Below are 15,131 nucleotides of genomic sequence, written 5' to 3'. Positions count from 1 at the left end.
GAACAGGGAGTGAAGCCTGCGAGCGTCGATGATCGACGCATCATGAGGACGCTCGACCAGGTGGCCGCAGACTGGTAGTCGCTCCCCTCGTGGTAGAGCAGCCCTGCCGCTCGGCCTCGCTCGGATCGCACGTCAGGGCCCTCCGGAGCGCGGCCAACCGTCGCTGTCCCACACGAGCTCCGAGATCCGCAGCGTGGGGGCGCCGTTCGCTTGGGCATCGTAGGCGTGATAGAGGTTGTAGGCCCGATCGTCGGCGAACAGGACGGCGTTGTGCCCGGGCCCTCGCCACCGGGTGCCGCCTTCCACGAGGAGGGTGCCGCCGCCGGACATCATCTCTCTGCCCTCCTTGTCCACGTACGGGCCGGTGATACGCGTCGAACGCCCCACGGCCATCTTGTACGTGCTGTCGGTCCCGCGGCAGCAGCTGTCGAACGAGACGAACAGGTAATAGAAGCCGCAGCGCCGGACGATGAACGGCGCCTCGATCGCCCCTCCGGCGTCGGGGCGCGAGGCGAGGGCGTGCACCTCCGCGTCGGCCCGCTCCCCCGACGAGGTGAGCTTCACCATCTTGATGCCGGTCCAGAAGCTCCCGAACGCGAGCCACGGCGTCCCCGCCTCATCGATCGCGACGTTGGGGTCGATCGCGTTCCAGTCGTCTCGCCTCCCGTCGTTCGAACAGATGGTGGCGCCGCGGTCCGTCCAGGGCTCTCTGGCGTCGAGCGACGCCTTTGTCGCGTGCCCGATGCACGACTTGTTGCTGCCGAACGTGGAGGCGGAATAGTACAGATGATAGGTGTCCCCGAAGCGCGAGATATCGGGCGCCCACAGATCCTTCACGCCCTGCACCTTGGCTTCCAGCCAAGCGGGCTTCGTGTCGAACACCCGACCGGCATCCTCCCAGTCGATGAGGTTCGAGGAGATCTTCATGGGGATCCTGTCCCCCGTCTGGAACAGGTAGGTTCTGTCGCCCGCCTGGATGGCCACCGGGTCGTGGGTCCCCAGGTTCCCGGACAGGCGCAGCGCTTCGGGCGGGCTCGCCGGGTCGTGGAGCGCGTCGGCGCACCGGTCGCCGGCCCCGCCGGCCCCGCCGGTCCCCCCCGCGCCGCCGGTCCCCCCCGCGCCGCCGGCCGCCCCTGCACCGCCGGCCCCTCCCGCGCCCCCGCCGCCGCTGCCGGCCGTCGCGCCGGCATCGCCTCCCGCGCCGCTGCTCGCCGCGGTGGTGGAAGCGGTCGTGGTGGTGGTGGTGGTGGCGCCGGCGGCGCCGCTGTCCTGCCCCCCTGCGCCGGAGCCCGATCCCGGAGTCTCCGAGCCGCAATGGAGCGAGGCGGCGACGCTGATCAGGCCCCACGCGCGCGCAGACACCCATCGTAACCGCATCCGGCAAAGCATGAAGCGCATCTGGAACTCCTGAAGCTCTCTTGGCGGAGCGTTCGTCGGTGTACTGCCTTCGGAGGTCAGCGCACGCACCTCGCGTGCTCCTCCGCGACCAAGCGTCCCGCAGCGACGCCGCGCGCTCTGCCAGAGCGACGGTGAAGCTGGCTCTCTTTCCTGTCCTCGAGCGCGATGGGGAACGCGTCCTTCCTCTCTTCCCACGTGGACCCGAGCGCCCGCGATCAATCACGGGTTGCTCGAATTTCTCACGGTGAGGCCAGCGCGATCTCCTCCAGCAGTAAATTTACACCGAGGAAGGATGCCGCGGCTCCACGCGGCCGTGCGCCGCTGGAGGTCGCCGGTGCGGGCGGCTCGTCGAGCGCCGCCCGCGCGACGACCCCCCCCGCCGGGGGCCGCGCTCGGCCTGGCGCCCCCTCTCGAGCCTCACCCGATCCCCGCCTCGCTGGGCGGCCCAGCGGCCTTGTCGTCCGCCGTCTGAAGGGGCACATGGGGAAACCACAGCGCCACGACGAAGCCGATCAGGCCCATGGCCGCGATGATCCAGAACACCGTCGTGAGCCCCGACGTGAGCGCCTCCCCGAGGTGCTGCAGAATCAGCGGATCGAGCTCCTGCGCCCCCTCCGCCGTGAGCAGCCTGCTCGCGGCGTCCGCGGGGATCGACGGGTCCTTCGCGAGCTGGGCCGAGAGCACGCCGCCCATGACGCCCACCGCCACCACGCCGCCGAGCAGCCGGGAGAACATCGTGCTCGCCGTGGCGATCCCGCGCTGTTCCCACGCGACGCAGCTCTGCACCGCGATGAGCAGCGCGACGTTGGACAGCCCCATGCCCACGCCGAAGACCAGCGTCGTCGCGCGGAGCATCAGCGGCGTGTCGTGCGCCCCGCCGATCGCGAGCGCGAGCCCCGCCGCCGCCGTCACGCCGAGGCCGACCCGGATGAGCGGGCGGAACCCGACCCGGGGGATGAGCCGCCCGCCGATCGCGCTCGCGACCGGCCAGCCGATCAGCATCGGGGCGATGGCGCTCCCGGCGTCCGTGGGGGTGCCGCGGAGCACCCCCTGCACGAAGAGCGGCACGAACGTGATCGTGCCCATCATCGCGCCGCCCAGGATCGCGCCGGCCACGTTGGAGATGAGCATCACCGGGCGCCGGAAGAGCGGCAGCGGGAGCATCGGCTCCGGGGCCCGGCGCTCGACGGCGAGGAACGCGGCGAACAGCGCCACCGCCGCGATCGAGGCGAACAGCGTCATCGCCCCGCCGAGCCTCCCCGTCGCGAGGAGCAGCGCGACCACGCCCGCGGACAGGAGCCCGGCGCCGAGGAAGTCGAGCTCGCGAGGCCGCCTGTCGATCCGCTCGTGGAACGCGCTCGCCACGAGCGCGATGGACGCGATGCCGAACGGGATGTTGATGTAGAAGACCCAGCGCCAGGAGAAGTAGTGCACGATGAGCCCGCCGAGCATGGGACCGGTGATGCCGAACAGCCCCCACGCGGCCCCGAAGACGCCCTGGATGCGCGCGCGCTCGTTGAGATCGAAGATGTCGCCCGAGATGGTCATCGCCATCGGCTGCATGGCCCCGGCGCCGGCCCCCTGGAGGGCGCGGAAGGCGATGAGCTGCGGCATCGACTGCGCCGCGCCGCTCGCGATCGAGCCGATCAGGAACACGACGATGCCGAAGAGCATGACCGGCTTGCGGCCGTAGATGTCCGAGAGCTTGCCGCAGATCGGCACCAGCACCGACGAGGTGAGCAGGTAGGCGGTGGTGACCCATGCGTACTGGTGAATGCCGCCGAGATCGCCGATCACCGTGGGCATCGCGGTGGCCACCACCGTCGATTCGAGGGCGGCCATGGCGAGGGACAGGATCAGCCCGACGACGGTGAGGGCGCGGTGGGTCTTGCGTTCCGAAGCCATGCAGGTGGCGGAAGATGTGATGTGGACGAGCCGGCGCGGCAAGCCTGACGCCGCGCGGCCCCGCTCGTCGAGGCGCAGGACGCGGGAGGCGCGCGTCGATCCGCGCGGCGCCCGCCCGCCCGCCTACCTGCGCGCTTGCGCCTGCATCCCCAGCGCGCGCCGCATCGCGGCCGTGATCTTCTGGCGGACCTCCCCGTAGCCGGCCCACGGGTCCGCCGGGAGCGCAGCCAGGCGCTCGGGCAGGTTCCTGAGCGTGAATCGGTCCGAGCGCATCTCGGGACCGAGCTCCTCCCAGGAGAGCGGCGCAGACACCGGCGCCCCCGGCCGGGCGCGCGTCGAGTACGCGGCCACCGACGTCGCGCCCCGCGTGTTGCGCAGGTAGTCGATGAAGATCTTCCCCTTCCGCTGCGCCTTCGAGACCGCGATCGTGAACCCCTTCGGGTCGCGCCGCGCGATGTCCCCCGCCAGCGCCTTCGTGAACGCGAGGCACTCGTCCCACCCGCTCGACGGCGCGAGCGGCACCACGATGTGGAACCCCTTCCCGCCCGTCGTCTTCACGAAGCTCTCGAGGCCGAGCTCGGCCAGGCGCTCCCTGAGCAGGAGGGCGGCCGCGATCACGCGCTCCCATGCCACCGAGGGATCCGGGTCGAGATCGAACACCGCCCGATCCGGCGTCTCCAGCCGCGATGTCGTCGAGTTCCACGTGTGGATCTCCAGGATCCCCATCTGTGCGAGCGACACCAGCGCTTCGGCCGAGTCCGCGACGAGGTACTCGCCCGCCTTCGTCTTCTCCTGGATCGTCACGCGCCGGAGCGCGGACGTCCCCCGCACCCGCGCGTGCTTCACGAAGACGCACCCGCTCACCGCGCCCTCCGGGCAGCGCACCAGCGTGAGCGGCCTGTCCTTCACGAGCGGCACCATCCGGTCGGCGACCGACTCGTAATAGAGAGCGAGCTCGCGCTTCGTGATCCCCTGCGCTGGATACAGCACCCTGTCCGGGTGCGACAGGCGCACTCCGGCGACCGAGGCGCCCTCGCTCTCCTCCCCTCGCCCGCCTGCCGCCGCCTGCGCCGTCCTGTGTTCCTCCTCCGCCCGGTTCGAGCGCCACACCCGGTCCCTGGCCGCGGCGATCTCGTCGAGCTGCCTCCCGCTCGCCACGCTCTCGGGCCGGGCCTCCACGACGCTGTACTCCTCCGTGGCGCGGGCCTCCGCGTCGTTCTCCTTGATGAGCAGCCAGCGCCTCCCCTCGTCGTCGTCCCGCCCGCGGGTCCTCACGAGGGTGAAGCCGCCGCGGAGCTTCTCGCCCCGCAGGACGAACTTCAGCTTTCCGGCGTGATAGCCCCTGTGGGGGTCCTCGAGCGGCACCCACGTGCCCCGGTCCCACAGGAGCACTGTCCCGCCCCCGTACTGTCCTCTCGGGATGATGCCCTCGAAATCGCCGTACTCGAGCGGGTGATCCTCGGTGTGCATGGCGAGCCGCTTGACCTCGGGATCGAGGCTCGGCCCCTTCGGCACAGACCAGCTCTTGAGGACGCCCTCGAGCTCGAGGCGGAGGTCGTAATGCAGGTGCGAGGCGGCGTGCTTCTGGAGGATGAAGGTCCGCTCCTCGGCATCGGCGGACGCGGCAGTGACCTCTTGTCCTCGCGGCTCGGGCGTGAGGGAGAAGTCGCGTTTGCGCCAGTACTCGCGCAGTCCCATGCGCCAGGGTTAGCAGAGGGCTGCGCCTGCTGCAGCCGAGCCGCTGAGGACGCCCGGACCGGGCTCCCGCCCACGTCCTCGGGACACGAACCCGAACGGGTGCCGGAGAAAATACATCGCATGTCCGGAATGGAAGTCCCGGAAGTCCCCTCGAAGGAGGGTCGGCTGATGGCGACCCTCGAGCGCCTGCTCGAGCTCCCCGCAGCCGACCTCCGGCAATCGCTGAACCAGGCGAGTGAGCTCCTTTGCAGCGCGCTCGACGCCGACAAGATCGACGTCTTCCTCTTCGAGCCGAGCAGGAAGACGCTGCGCGCCATGGGGACGAGCAACACGCCCCTGGGCCGGCTCCAGCATGCGCTCGGCCTCGACGTCCAGGCCGTGGCCAACGGCGGCTCGATCGCCGGCGTCTTCACGACCGGCGATCCCTACATCACCGGGCACGCGGACCGAGAGCCCGGCGAGGTCCCCGGTGTGATCCTCGAGCTCGGGATCCGGTCGCACATGGCGGTCCCGCTCGTCGTCGAGGGCGAGCTGATCACCGTGATGGCGCACGACCTGCGGAACTACCTTGGGCCGCTCATGAACCGCCTCGATCTGCTCCCGCCGCTCATGGCGCCACGTTGACCGTGAACTCTCCACCGGGCGACGGCGCGACGTTCCCGGCTGAGCTTGCCTGTGAGCGGACCGCCTGATCAAGCGAGAGAGGCGTGACCGGGAGAAGCGGAGGCGTCTCCGTTGCTTCTGCTGGACCGGGTGCGGCGCCTCGTGCGCCGTGGACGAACTCTCCGGCGGCGTACGCGCCCCATCGCCCCGAGGACAGACGCTCGGGCCGAAGCTCGGCAGTGTGAGCCAGACGCCGTTTAGGCTGCCCAGCGCTGCGCAAGCTGCGCGATAACCTTGCAACCCCGGACGCGCTCCGCATACAGTCCAGCAACGAGCGAATGGCAGACGACGGGCTAGGGGAAACTGGGCGGCTCAGGGCAGAGATCGCGGCGCTGCAGGCGCGTATCCAGGAGCTGGAGGGAGCGCTGGCGGAGGGGTCCTGCGGCCCCGCGGCAGAGGGAGCAGCGCGGCGCGACGCGGCGAGCGCGGACGCTCACGCCGCGCTCGCCGCGCTCGCGTGGCTGCACACGCCGGAGCCAGCGCTGATCCACTGGCGCCCCGATGGCACGGTGACGCGCTGGAACGATGGCGCCGAGCGCGTCTTCGGCTGGAGCGAGGGCGAGGCCGTCGGTCGCACGCTCTGGGACCTCGTGGCCGCAGATCCCGTGTCCCCCGACGCCGTGCGCGCGCTCACGCTCGACTGGGCGGCGAACCGGTTCGCCTCGGTCACGAGCGAGGGCAGGACGAAAGACGGGAGGGCGCGCCTCTGCCGGTGGACCCACGGTGTGCTGCGCGACGACCGCGGCGCCGCGCGTGAGATCGCGGCGATCGTCGAGGACGCCAGCGACCCGCCGTGGAGCGAGCACACGCTGCTCGGGCGGCTTCAGCTGCTCCTTCAGCTGGTGGACCACTCGCGCGACTCCATCTTCCTCAAGGACATCGACGGGCGCTATATCTTCGCCAACCGCGCTCACGCGGAGGTCTATCAGAGGCACGTCGTCGATATCATCGGCAAGAGGGAGCATGAGTTGAGCCCCCTGGCCCCCGAGGCCATGGATGAGATCGTGGCGAGAGAGCGCGATGTGCTCGCCGGGCGGAAGGCGGTGCAGTGCGAAGAGGTCCTGAGGTTCCGCGACACGAGCATTCATTTCTCCACGGTCAAATTCCCCATCCTCGACGGGCGAGGCGAGCCGATCGGCCTCGGCGGCGTCGTCACCAACACCACGTCGCTGAGGCACGCGGAGGCCGACTGGGCCGCGCTTCAGGAGAAGATCATCGCCGCCCAGCAGGCCGCCCTCCGGGAGCTGTCCACCCCGCTCATCCCGATCGCCGACCGGGTGGTGGCGATGACGCTGGTAGGGACGATCGACACCGCGCGCGCAGCGCAGATCATGGAGACGCTGCTCGCCGGCATCAGCGATCACGGCGCCCACACGGCGATCCTGGACATCACCGGCGTGCGCGCGGTCGACACGCACGTCGCGGACGCGCTGACGCGGACGGCGCACGCCGGCCAGCTGCTCGGCACCCGCGTGGTGCTCACCGGCGTTCGCCCGGAGGTGGCGCAGACGCTGGTCACGCTCGGCGTGGACCTGTCCGGCATCACCACGCTGGGCACGCTGCAAAGCGGCATCGCATACGCCCTCCGCCACACGGGGGGCTCGCGACAAGCGCGCTGAGTCCGCCTGAAAGAGCAGGAGCTCCTCCGGCGGCGCCGGCGCGGCAGGTCTGCACCGCGACCCGTCGGCGTGGCTGGGGTCGGTGACGCGAGCATGAGGCGCGAAGGCGCGGTCCTGCCGCGCCACCAGCTCCGTCCCCCACCAGACGCCGACCTCGCGCTCGCCGGCGATCGCCGCGCGCCCTTTTTGTGGTTGACGCCGCCCATGTGAGCGTTCACAATTTGGTGCTGCGGGCGTTCTTTTGCCCTGCCCTGGGTCGTCATGCGCAGCGGGCCCTGCGCCCTCATGCGCGTTCACCTCGACGGTCGCGCCATGGCTCCAGACGAGGCGCACGCGGGGGGAGAGGAGCAGCAGTCGGGCTCGGCTGGGATGACATCAGGGCGCCCCCAAATGCGTGCGGTCTCACCCCTGGCCCCGGCGAATGATACCCTCTGTCTCCCCACCAACACCCATGCGCCAATCGCATACATGAGCGCGATCCCCTCTTGACGTCATGGCAGTCTTTCTGGCTCCTCTCTCCAGATCTTCGTCAAAGTTCGTGCCGGCATCTTCATGCGGCAGCGCGTAGGGGAGCCGGCGTCCCCGGGGCCAGGAATCGTGCTGTGCCGCTCGCTGTTCGGACTGGATTTACCGCGACGAAGCCGAGCTCGAGGAGCAGGTGCTCGTGTTCTTGATGTATCCGCTCGGCGACCTCCGTCTGGCCGGTGAGCGTCATCTGGCCTGCTCTCCTGACAGGCATGAATGAGGATATCCAGCCGAGGATCGGACCGAGGTTGAGCTTGTAGTCCGCGGCGGACCGGGTTACTGTGTCGCTCATGGCCTTTCTTCAAATCTGCCGCTCTGCGGCCACGTCTTGGTTCACTATCACGACTCCCTTGCTGATGCTCGTTGCACTGGGGTGCTCCTCGGAGAGCAACACGAGCGGGAACGCCGGAGGCAGCAGCGGAGGCACGAACACGAGCGGCGCCGGCGCGGGCGATGCTGGCATGGGCGGCGCCGGTACGGGCGGCGCCGGCACGGGCGGGGCCGGCATGGGCGGCGCCGGCACGGGCGGCGCCGGCACGGGGGGAAGCGGGGGCTCCGGCGGGACCGGCGGCTCGGCGACGCCGGTGGATGCCGCGGCCATGGTCCCCGACATGGGCATCGGAGCCAACATCGGCAACACGCTGGAGAACACCACCCAGTGGGAGACGGGCTGGGGCCAGCCGCTGATCACGCAGGCGTTCATCAACGGCATGGCCAGCCATGGCATCAAGACGGTGCGCGTGCCCGTGGCCTGGGACACCTACGCCGTCAACGGCACGATCGACGCTACAAAGATGGCCCGAGTCAAGGAGGTGGTGGGCTGGATCGAGACCGCCGGCATGTACTCGATCGTGAACATCCACTGGGACGGGGGCTGGATCTACAACGAGGCCAACGCCGACAAGCACAAGCTCACCGACGACGTCAAAAGCAAGTTCGCGTCCTACTGGACCCAGATCGCAACGGCCTTCAGCGGCGTCGGTCACAAGCTGATCTTCGAGGGGATGAACGAGGAGGGAAACTACTGGGTCAACGGCGTTCGCGACGGGGGGACGCCGGACTACGCCGCCCTGAACGAGATGAACCAGCTCTTCGTCACCACCGTGCGCGAGAAGGGCGGGTACAACACGAGCCGCGCCCTGCTCATCGCCGGCTTCGTGACGGATATCGACAGGACCTGTGTGGACGATTTCAAGGTGCCGACCGATCCGGCCGGCACGAAGAGCCTCTTCCTCTCGCTCCACTACTACACGCCCTACACCTTCTGCGGCCTCGACACGGTGGAGACCTGGGGCTCTCCCAAGACGACGTGGGGCACGGATCCCGAGAAGGCGGAGCTGAAGAGCCTGTTCGACAGGCTTGGCGCGTTCAGCGCTCAGCGGAGCATCCCGATCATCCTCGGCGAGTTCTCCGTCACGCCGGGCGAGAACTACCCCCGTGACCCGGCGTCGCGGAGGCTGTGGATGCAGTCGGTGGCGGAGGCGGCGCAGTCTCGCGGCATCGTTCCTGTGCTGTGGGACACGGGGTCGGAGATCAAGCGCACGGACGGCTCATTCTCGACGGAGTGGCAGGCCGTCATGGACGCCGTCGGCCCTTAGCTTGGCACGACTGCGGGAAGTCGCCCCGGAGATGAGGTGGGGGCCCGGGTCGCTCACGAGGCGAAAGGGAGGCTGCTCGGGCTGCCGGCGGCGCCAGAGGGGTGAGCAGGCCTGGACCGGACGTCGAGGCGCGGTCATGCCGCGCCACAAGCTCCGTTCCCCGCCAGACGCGGACCTCGCGCTCGCCGGCGATCGCCGCTCGTGAGTTTTTGATTGACGCCGCCAATGTGAGCGTTCACATTGAGCGCCGCGGATATTTTTTTGCCTTGCCCCGGATAGGCCGTCATGCGCAGCGGGCCCTGCAACCTCATGCGCGTTCGACCTTGACGGTCGCGCCATGGCTCCAGACGAGGCGCACGCAGGGGGGGGAATGGAGCAGCAGTCGGGCTCGGCCTGAGATGACATCGGGGCGCACTCCTGGGCGGGAACGCCTGGCAACCACCTGTCTGCCAATTTCGCCACCGTCGGCCTGAAGCGAGCGTTTCGCGCTGGCGTGACGTAACCAGAGAGGCCTCGTGTACAACGAAAAGAAAGCCGTCAGGCGCTTCAATTTCTTCTGCTTGCTCTCGAGCGTCGCGCTGCTGGCGTGCAGCGAGGGTAGCGGCGACGCGGCACAAACTGCCGGCGCGGGCAGCTCGGGCGTGTCAGCCACCAGCGGGGCGTCCACCAGCGCAACCGCTGGGTCAGGCGGCGCTGCCAGCGGCAGTGGCGGCGCCGACATCAGCGACGGCGGCATGGGCGGGGCAGGCGCGGGCGCAGGCGGAGCAGGTGACGGCGGCGAAGCAGCGGGCGGGGCCGGTGGTTCGCCGCTCCCGCCGATCACGGATTACTCGGCCGAGGGTCCGTTCGCGACGACCGTGGAGCGGGGCTCGGGGCCCGGCGGAAACCACACGATCTTCAGGCCTGAACGCCTGGGTGAGGACGGTTTCCTGCACGCGCCGATCATCTTTGGACCCGGGATCAATACGCAGGTGACCAGCTACACGGCTCTCCTGACGAACTTCGCTTCTCACGGCTTCGTGGTGGTTGGAGCCAATCTCCTCACGGGCGGTCCCAACGCCCCGAACAATCGCGCGGCCATGCTGGAGGGGCTCGACTGGATCATCGAGCAAAACAGCGAGGCGGGCAGCGTCTATCAGGGCAAGATCGACGTGAAGCATGCCGTTTCCATGGGCTACTCGGTCGGCGGCACCGCCGCCGTGGAAATCGGCGGTCATGAGGCCGTGGCCACCGTCGTCTCGATCCACGGCCACGTCGCGACAGCGGCCCTGCACGGGCCCATGCTGCAGACCAGCGGAACGCAGGACACGATCGGGCTGCCGATGCAGCAAAAAACCTACGACATGTCCCAGACCCAGACGTTCCTGGCGACGGTGATGGGCGCGGATCATGGATACATCACGCGCGACGTGGGCGGCGTCCAGCGGCCAGCGATCGTGGCCTGGCTCCGTTACTGGATCTACAACGACACCGGGGGGAAGCACTACTTCTACGGCGATGATTGCGTGATGTGCACCTCGCCCTGGGTGAATCCCCAGCGCAAGGGCTGGAAATGACCTCGCGCCGAGGCGGATGTCAACCGAGGAGAGCACCCATGTCGTCCAGAGTTGGCCCTGTGGGCCACGATCGCATTCACCATCACGCGCGCTGGCTGCGGCCGATCTGGGGCGGCTTGGGCCTCTGCGCCGCTCTCAGCCTGGGCTGTAGCGACGACGGCAACGCCGGCGGATCAGCCGCCGGTGAAACCTCCGCGAGCGGCTCCGGCGGTGGCACGGCTTCCGGCGGCACGAGCAGCGGCGATGCAGCCGGTAGCGGCGGAGCGACCGCGGGCGCGGGTGGAGCGGGCGCGGGTGGAGCGGGCGGAACGGGCGGCGCGGGCACGGGCGGAGCCGGCACCGCCGGGGCCGGCGGCAGCGGAGGTGGAGACGGAGGTGACGTGAGGAAGTCCGCCGGCTGCGACAAAATACGCACGCTTCAGAACGGCGCTGGCGCCGTGCTGAGCGGCGGGAAGAGCCGCAAGTACACCCTGCGCGTTCCCGACGATTACGACAACAGCCACCCGTACCGGCTCATTCTCGCCTTCCACGGGGCCACGGGCAACAGCGGCCAGGTTGCTCCCTCGTACTTCGGGCTCTGGTCGCTCTCCGAAGGGAGCACCATCTTCATCGCGCCCGACGCTGACGGCGGGTTCTGGTCAGCCGACAACGATGTGACCTTCGTCGACGACATCCTCGAGCAGGTCACAGACGATCTCTGCATCGACACCTCGCGCATCGAGCTGGAAGGCTTCAGCCAGGGCGGCGCCATGGCGTGGACGCTGGCCTGCGCGCGTCCGAACGTCTATCGCGCCGCAGTTGTCCACTCCGGCGGCGGCGTCGCCCGGCCCGCGAGCTGTCAGCCGGTCGCCTTCATGTCTTCGCTCGGTCAGGAGGAGAGCGGCGGAGCCGGACAGACCTCCAACAGCGACTTCTTCGCCAAGCAAAATGGATGCACGGTGGAGACCTTGGCCAAGGCGCCCAGAGGTGGCCACGCCTGCTCGGACTACAAGGGCTGCTCGGCGGGTCACCCCACCCGCTGGTGTGATTACGACGGCGGTCATACTCCATCGCCGAACGACGCCGGGCAGAACATGTCGTGGATGCCCCAGGAAGTCTGGACCTTCCTGAGCCAGTTCTAGGGCATTTTTCATAACAGAGTATTTTTCGAGATAGCGAAACACCAGGGCATCGCGCTCCGACCGCTCGTTCCCATGCCCACGATACAATGCGGTGATGGCTTGCGTACCAGGTTGGCGCTGGTGTAATATCTCTGCCCGATGGACCCATTCCAACGTCACGTCCTCGGACTCGCATCGCTCTCGCTGGCGCTGCTCGCCGCGCTGCCTGCGCGCGGGGCATCGCTACAAAAGGTCAACCAGAGCGAATGGGGGGTGGACGGCCTCCCCAGCTACGTCAACTTGTACATTTACGTGCCTGACACGCTGGCGACCAAGCCTCCCATCGTGGTCGCCCCCCATCATTGCCAGGGGACTGGCCCTGGGACGTTCAGCGAGATGTCGAGCCTGGTTTCCATAGCGAACACCGGTGGCTTCATCATGATCTTCCCGGAGGCCACCGGGCAGAACTGCTGGGACGCGGGATCGACGAGATCGCTCAAGCACGACGGTGGTGGCGACACGGGAGCCATCGTCCAGATGGTAAAATACACGCTCGCGAAGTACGACGGCGACGCGGGCCGCGTGTACTCGGTCGGCGGGTCATCGGGCGGCATCATGACCGAGGCGCTGTTGGGTGTGTACCCCGACGTGTTCATGGCCGGCGTGTCGCTGATGGGCGTTCCGTGTGGCTGCTGGGCCGAGGGCTACAACGACGTCACCGGGACGGGGAGCAATGCCCAGTGGAGCGGGCCCTGCGGGGGCGGCAACGTCACGAAGACCGGGCAGCAGTGGGGAGACCTCGTCCGTTCGTACTATCCCGGTTACACCGGCCATCGCCCGCGCCTGCAGCATTGGCATGGCACCGCCGACACGATCCTCAGCTACAAGAACATGGCTGAAGACGTGAAAGAGTGGACGAACCTTCTGGGTTTGAACGAAACCCCGGATGAGACCGACGCTCCGAGGACCGGGACCACGCGCCAGTCGTGGAAGAGCTCTTGCGGCTACACGGTCTACGAGGCCTTCTCGATGGACGGCGTCGGGCATGCTGTGCCGTTCGACGGACCCGCCGTCGCCGCCTATTTCGGCCTCGACAAGGCCGGTGGTCAGGATCCAGAGACAGCGGCTTGTCCCGGTGCTGTTCCCGGTGGTGACGACACCGGTGGCGCGGGTGGCGCGGCCGGTGCCGGTGGCGCGGGTGGCGCGGCCGGAGCCGGTGGCGCGGCCGGAGCCGGAGGTGCGGGCGGGGTGATGGAGAGTGGCGCTGGCGGCAGCGCAGGCAGCGGTGGCGCGATTGGCACCGGGTCCGGGGGGGCGAACGGACAAGACGCCAGCTCGGGGACTGGCGACTCGACGGGAGGAGAGAGCTCGAGCTCCGGCTGCAGCTGCGCCCTGGGCAGCGACGCGAGAGACTCTGGCGCCCAAGCGGGGCTCCTCCTCGCGGCGCTGGGATTGCTGCTCGGTCGCCCGAGGCGCCGCCCGCGCTGAGCGCATAGGATGAAACCTACCGGCATGACGTCGGGTCCGCGCTGGGCCACGCTCGAGCCAGGGTCGGCCGAGGATCATCCGGAATCTATCGGAATCGTCAGCCTTTCATCCAATCGCGCCTCGCCGCAAGAGAAGTCTGGCGGGACTTCCGACGCACGGAGCTTAGGCGGCGCCGCGGAGCATGGCGGCGCTCTTCGCCCCGGCGCGAAGCCCGATGTCCTTCATGATGCGGGCCGCGAGGCCGGGCGCGATCCGCTGGAGCACGAGCAGGCTGCGGTTGGATGCGCCCGCGAGGAAGCTGCGCCTGTCACGGCGGAGCGTCTCGACGAGCTGCTCTGCCACCCACTCGGGCGCGAAGGCCTGCGGCCCTTCAAGTGGCCAGTCGTTGCCGGCGGCGGTGCTCGTGTGCGGGGGGGCAAACACGGTCACCCGGACGCCGCGCCCCTCGAGCTCGCCGCGCAGCGACTCGGAGAAGGCCACGACCGCCGCCTTCGCCGCGGAGTACGCGGCGGCGGCCGGCATCGGGACCCACGCCACCGTCGAGGCGATGTTCACGACCGTGCCCGAGCCCTGCGCCAGCATCGCCGGCAGGACTGCCCGCGTGACACGCTCCATCCCGAACACGTGGACGTCGAACATCGCGCGCGTGAACGCCCCGTCCGTCGACTCCCAGAGAGACATCTTGCCGCCGTTGCCAGCGTTGTTGATGACGACATCGATACGGCCGAACCGCTCCAGGATCGACGCCACCGCCGCCCCGACCGAGGCGTCGGACGTGACGTCCATCTCGACGGCCATGGCCCTCCCTCCCCCGCGGACGATGCTGTCGGCCTCCGCCGACAGCCTGGCCATCGACCGCGCGGCGAGGACCACGCGGGCGCCCTCGCGGGCGAGCGCCCTCGCGCCCGCGAGCCCGATGCCCAGGGAAGCGCCCGTCACGACGATCACTTTGTCTTTCGGTTCCATCTCCTCTGCCCTCCTCGTTCCGCCGACAGCTCGCAGCGGGCGCGCTCGATCCACCGGAGCTCCGCGTCGCACCACGCGATCCCGTGCTCGATGCCCAGGCGCCACAGGTCGTGCTCGCGCGCCGATCGCGCGAGCGCGAAGATCCGCTCGTCCTCTAGCCGCTCCTCGTAATCGACCCTCGTCGCCTCGATCTCGCGGGCGTACCTCGCCAGGAGGTCGTCGAGCTTCTTCGGCGGCACCTGCGCCGCGAACACAAGCTTGAGCAAGAGCGGGTGCCGCAGCAGGAGCGGCTCGAGCGGCTCCTCGAGCCACGCCTTGAGCGCCGCGCGGCCGGGCTCCGTGAGAGAGTACACCTTCCGGTCCGGCTTGCCGTCCCCGGGCATCGTCGTGGCGTCGACGAGCCCCTCGCGCTCCAGCGCGTGCAGCTCCCGGTAGATCTGGCTCTGGGTCACGGACCAGAACGACCGCACCGACCCGTCGAACCGCTGCTTCAGCGTGTAGCCGCTCGTCGGCTCCAGCGAGAGGAAGCCCAGGATGGCGCCGCGGAGAGACATGACACCCGAACCATAAGACACACGTGGCATATATGCAATGTGATTTATCAGCGCGGGCGCC

General features: G+C 69.3%; 11 protein-coding genes. 6 read left to right on the top strand and 5 right to left on the bottom strand.

Translation table 11 applies throughout. The features are described from left to right. Nucleotides 1-132: 132 nt before the first annotated feature. The 3 genes from WMF28_RS07420 to ligD form a co-directional block, all read right to left on the bottom strand. Entirely contained in the window at nucleotides 133-1,362 is a 1,230-nt protein-coding gene (locus WMF28_RS07420) for an arabinan endo-1,5-alpha-L-arabinosidase (protein WP_437601391.1), read from the bottom strand. Between the two features lie 453 nt (nucleotides 1,363-1,815). Next, a complete protein-coding gene (locus WMF28_RS07415) occupies nucleotides 1,816-3,303 on the bottom strand; it encodes an MDR family MFS transporter (RefSeq protein ID WP_437601390.1) in 1,488 nt (495 codons plus the stop codon). Nucleotides 3,304-3,426: 123 nt separating this feature from the next. After that, a complete protein-coding gene (gene ligD / locus WMF28_RS07410) occupies nucleotides 3,427-5,001 on the bottom strand; it encodes a non-homologous end-joining DNA ligase (RefSeq protein ID WP_437601389.1) in 1,575 nt (524 codons plus the stop codon). A 168-nt stretch (nucleotides 5,002-5,169) separates the two neighbouring features. Between ligD and WMF28_RS07405 the strand changes: the two genes are divergently transcribed. From WMF28_RS07405 to WMF28_RS07380, 6 genes are all read left to right on the top strand, one after another. Beyond that, nucleotides 5,170-5,625 carry a GAF domain-containing protein gene (locus WMF28_RS07405; RefSeq protein ID WP_437601388.1) on the top strand — a complete coding sequence of 152 codons (456 nt, stop codon included), beginning with the start codon at nucleotides 5,170-5,172 and terminating at the stop codon, nucleotides 5,623-5,625. A gap of 317 nt (nucleotides 5,626-5,942) precedes the next feature. Next, nucleotides 5,943-7,283: a PAS domain-containing protein gene (locus WMF28_RS07400; RefSeq protein ID WP_437601387.1), complete on the top strand. Its 1,341-nt coding sequence runs from the start codon at nucleotides 5,943-5,945 to the stop codon at nucleotides 7,281-7,283. 881 nt (nucleotides 7,284-8,164) lie between these two features. After that, a complete protein-coding gene (locus WMF28_RS07395) occupies nucleotides 8,165-9,406 on the top strand; it encodes a glycoside hydrolase family 5 protein (protein ID WP_437601386.1) in 1,242 nt (413 codons plus the stop codon). A 515-nt stretch (nucleotides 9,407-9,921) separates the two neighbouring features. Next, nucleotides 9,922-10,962 (top strand): poly(ethylene terephthalate) hydrolase family protein, encoded by a 1,041-nt coding sequence (locus WMF28_RS07390; RefSeq protein WP_437601385.1) that lies wholly within the window; start codon nucleotides 9,922-9,924, stop codon nucleotides 10,960-10,962. Between the two features lie 380 nt (nucleotides 10,963-11,342). Then, a complete protein-coding gene (locus WMF28_RS07385; protein WP_437601384.1) occupies nucleotides 11,343-12,083 on the top strand; it encodes an alpha/beta hydrolase family esterase in 741 nt (246 codons plus the stop codon). Nucleotides 12,084-12,221: 138 nt separating this feature from the next. Then, on the top strand, nucleotides 12,222-13,550 hold the full coding sequence (locus WMF28_RS07380; RefSeq protein ID WP_437601383.1) for an extracellular catalytic domain type 1 short-chain-length polyhydroxyalkanoate depolymerase: 1,329 nt from the start codon (nucleotides 12,222-12,224) through the stop codon (nucleotides 13,548-13,550). Between the two features lie 162 nt (nucleotides 13,551-13,712). On the opposite strand, the gene WMF28_RS07375 is transcribed toward WMF28_RS07380, so the two are convergent. Together WMF28_RS07375 and WMF28_RS07370 are read right to left on the bottom strand one after the other, a co-directional pair. Further along, entirely contained in the window at nucleotides 13,713-14,516 is an 804-nt protein-coding gene (locus WMF28_RS07375; protein WP_437601382.1) for an SDR family NAD(P)-dependent oxidoreductase, read from the bottom strand. Next, nucleotides 14,495-15,070 (bottom strand): helix-turn-helix transcriptional regulator, encoded by a 576-nt coding sequence (locus WMF28_RS07370; protein WP_437601381.1) that lies wholly within the window; start codon nucleotides 15,068-15,070, stop codon nucleotides 14,495-14,497. Before WMF28_RS07370 ends, WMF28_RS07375 begins: the two co-directional genes overlap by 22 nt. Nucleotides 15,071-15,131 lie beyond the last annotated feature (61 nt).

It is taken from the genome of Sorangium sp. So ce590 (assembly GCF_051521365.1).
Classification (GTDB): domain Bacteria; phylum Myxococcota_A; class Polyangia; order Polyangiales; family Polyangiaceae; genus Sorangium.
Note: the sequence above shows the minus strand (reverse complement) of the source record. Positions and strands in the feature narration are given on the sequence as shown.

What these genes read in the sequence shown, in the direction of transcription:
- WMF28_RS07415 (WP_437601390.1), bottom strand. Translation starts at nt 3,303, where the DNA reads ATGGCTTCGGAACGCAAGACCCACCGCGCCCTCACCGTCGTCGGGCTG.
- ligD (WP_437601389.1), bottom strand. Translation starts at nt 5,001, where the DNA reads ATGGGACTGCGCGAGTACTGGCGCAAACGCGACTTCTCCCTCACGCCC.
- WMF28_RS07405 (WP_437601388.1), top strand. Translation starts at nt 5,170, where the DNA reads ATGGCGACCCTCGAGCGCCTGCTCGAGCTCCCCGCAGCCGACCTCCGG.
- WMF28_RS07400 (WP_437601387.1), top strand. Translation starts at nt 5,943, where the DNA reads ATGGCAGACGACGGGCTAGGGGAAACTGGGCGGCTCAGGGCAGAGATC.
- WMF28_RS07395 (WP_437601386.1), top strand. Translation starts at nt 8,165, where the DNA reads ATGCTCGTTGCACTGGGGTGCTCCTCGGAGAGCAACACGAGCGGGAAC.
- WMF28_RS07380 (WP_437601383.1), top strand. Translation starts at nt 12,222, where the DNA reads ATGGACCCATTCCAACGTCACGTCCTCGGACTCGCATCGCTCTCGCTG.
- WMF28_RS07375 (WP_437601382.1), bottom strand. Translation starts at nt 14,516, where the DNA reads ATGGAACCGAAAGACAAAGTGATCGTCGTGACGGGCGCTTCCCTGGGC.
- WMF28_RS07370 (WP_437601381.1), bottom strand. Translation starts at nt 15,070, where the DNA reads ATGTCTCTCCGCGGCGCCATCCTGGGCTTCCTCTCGCTGGAGCCGACG.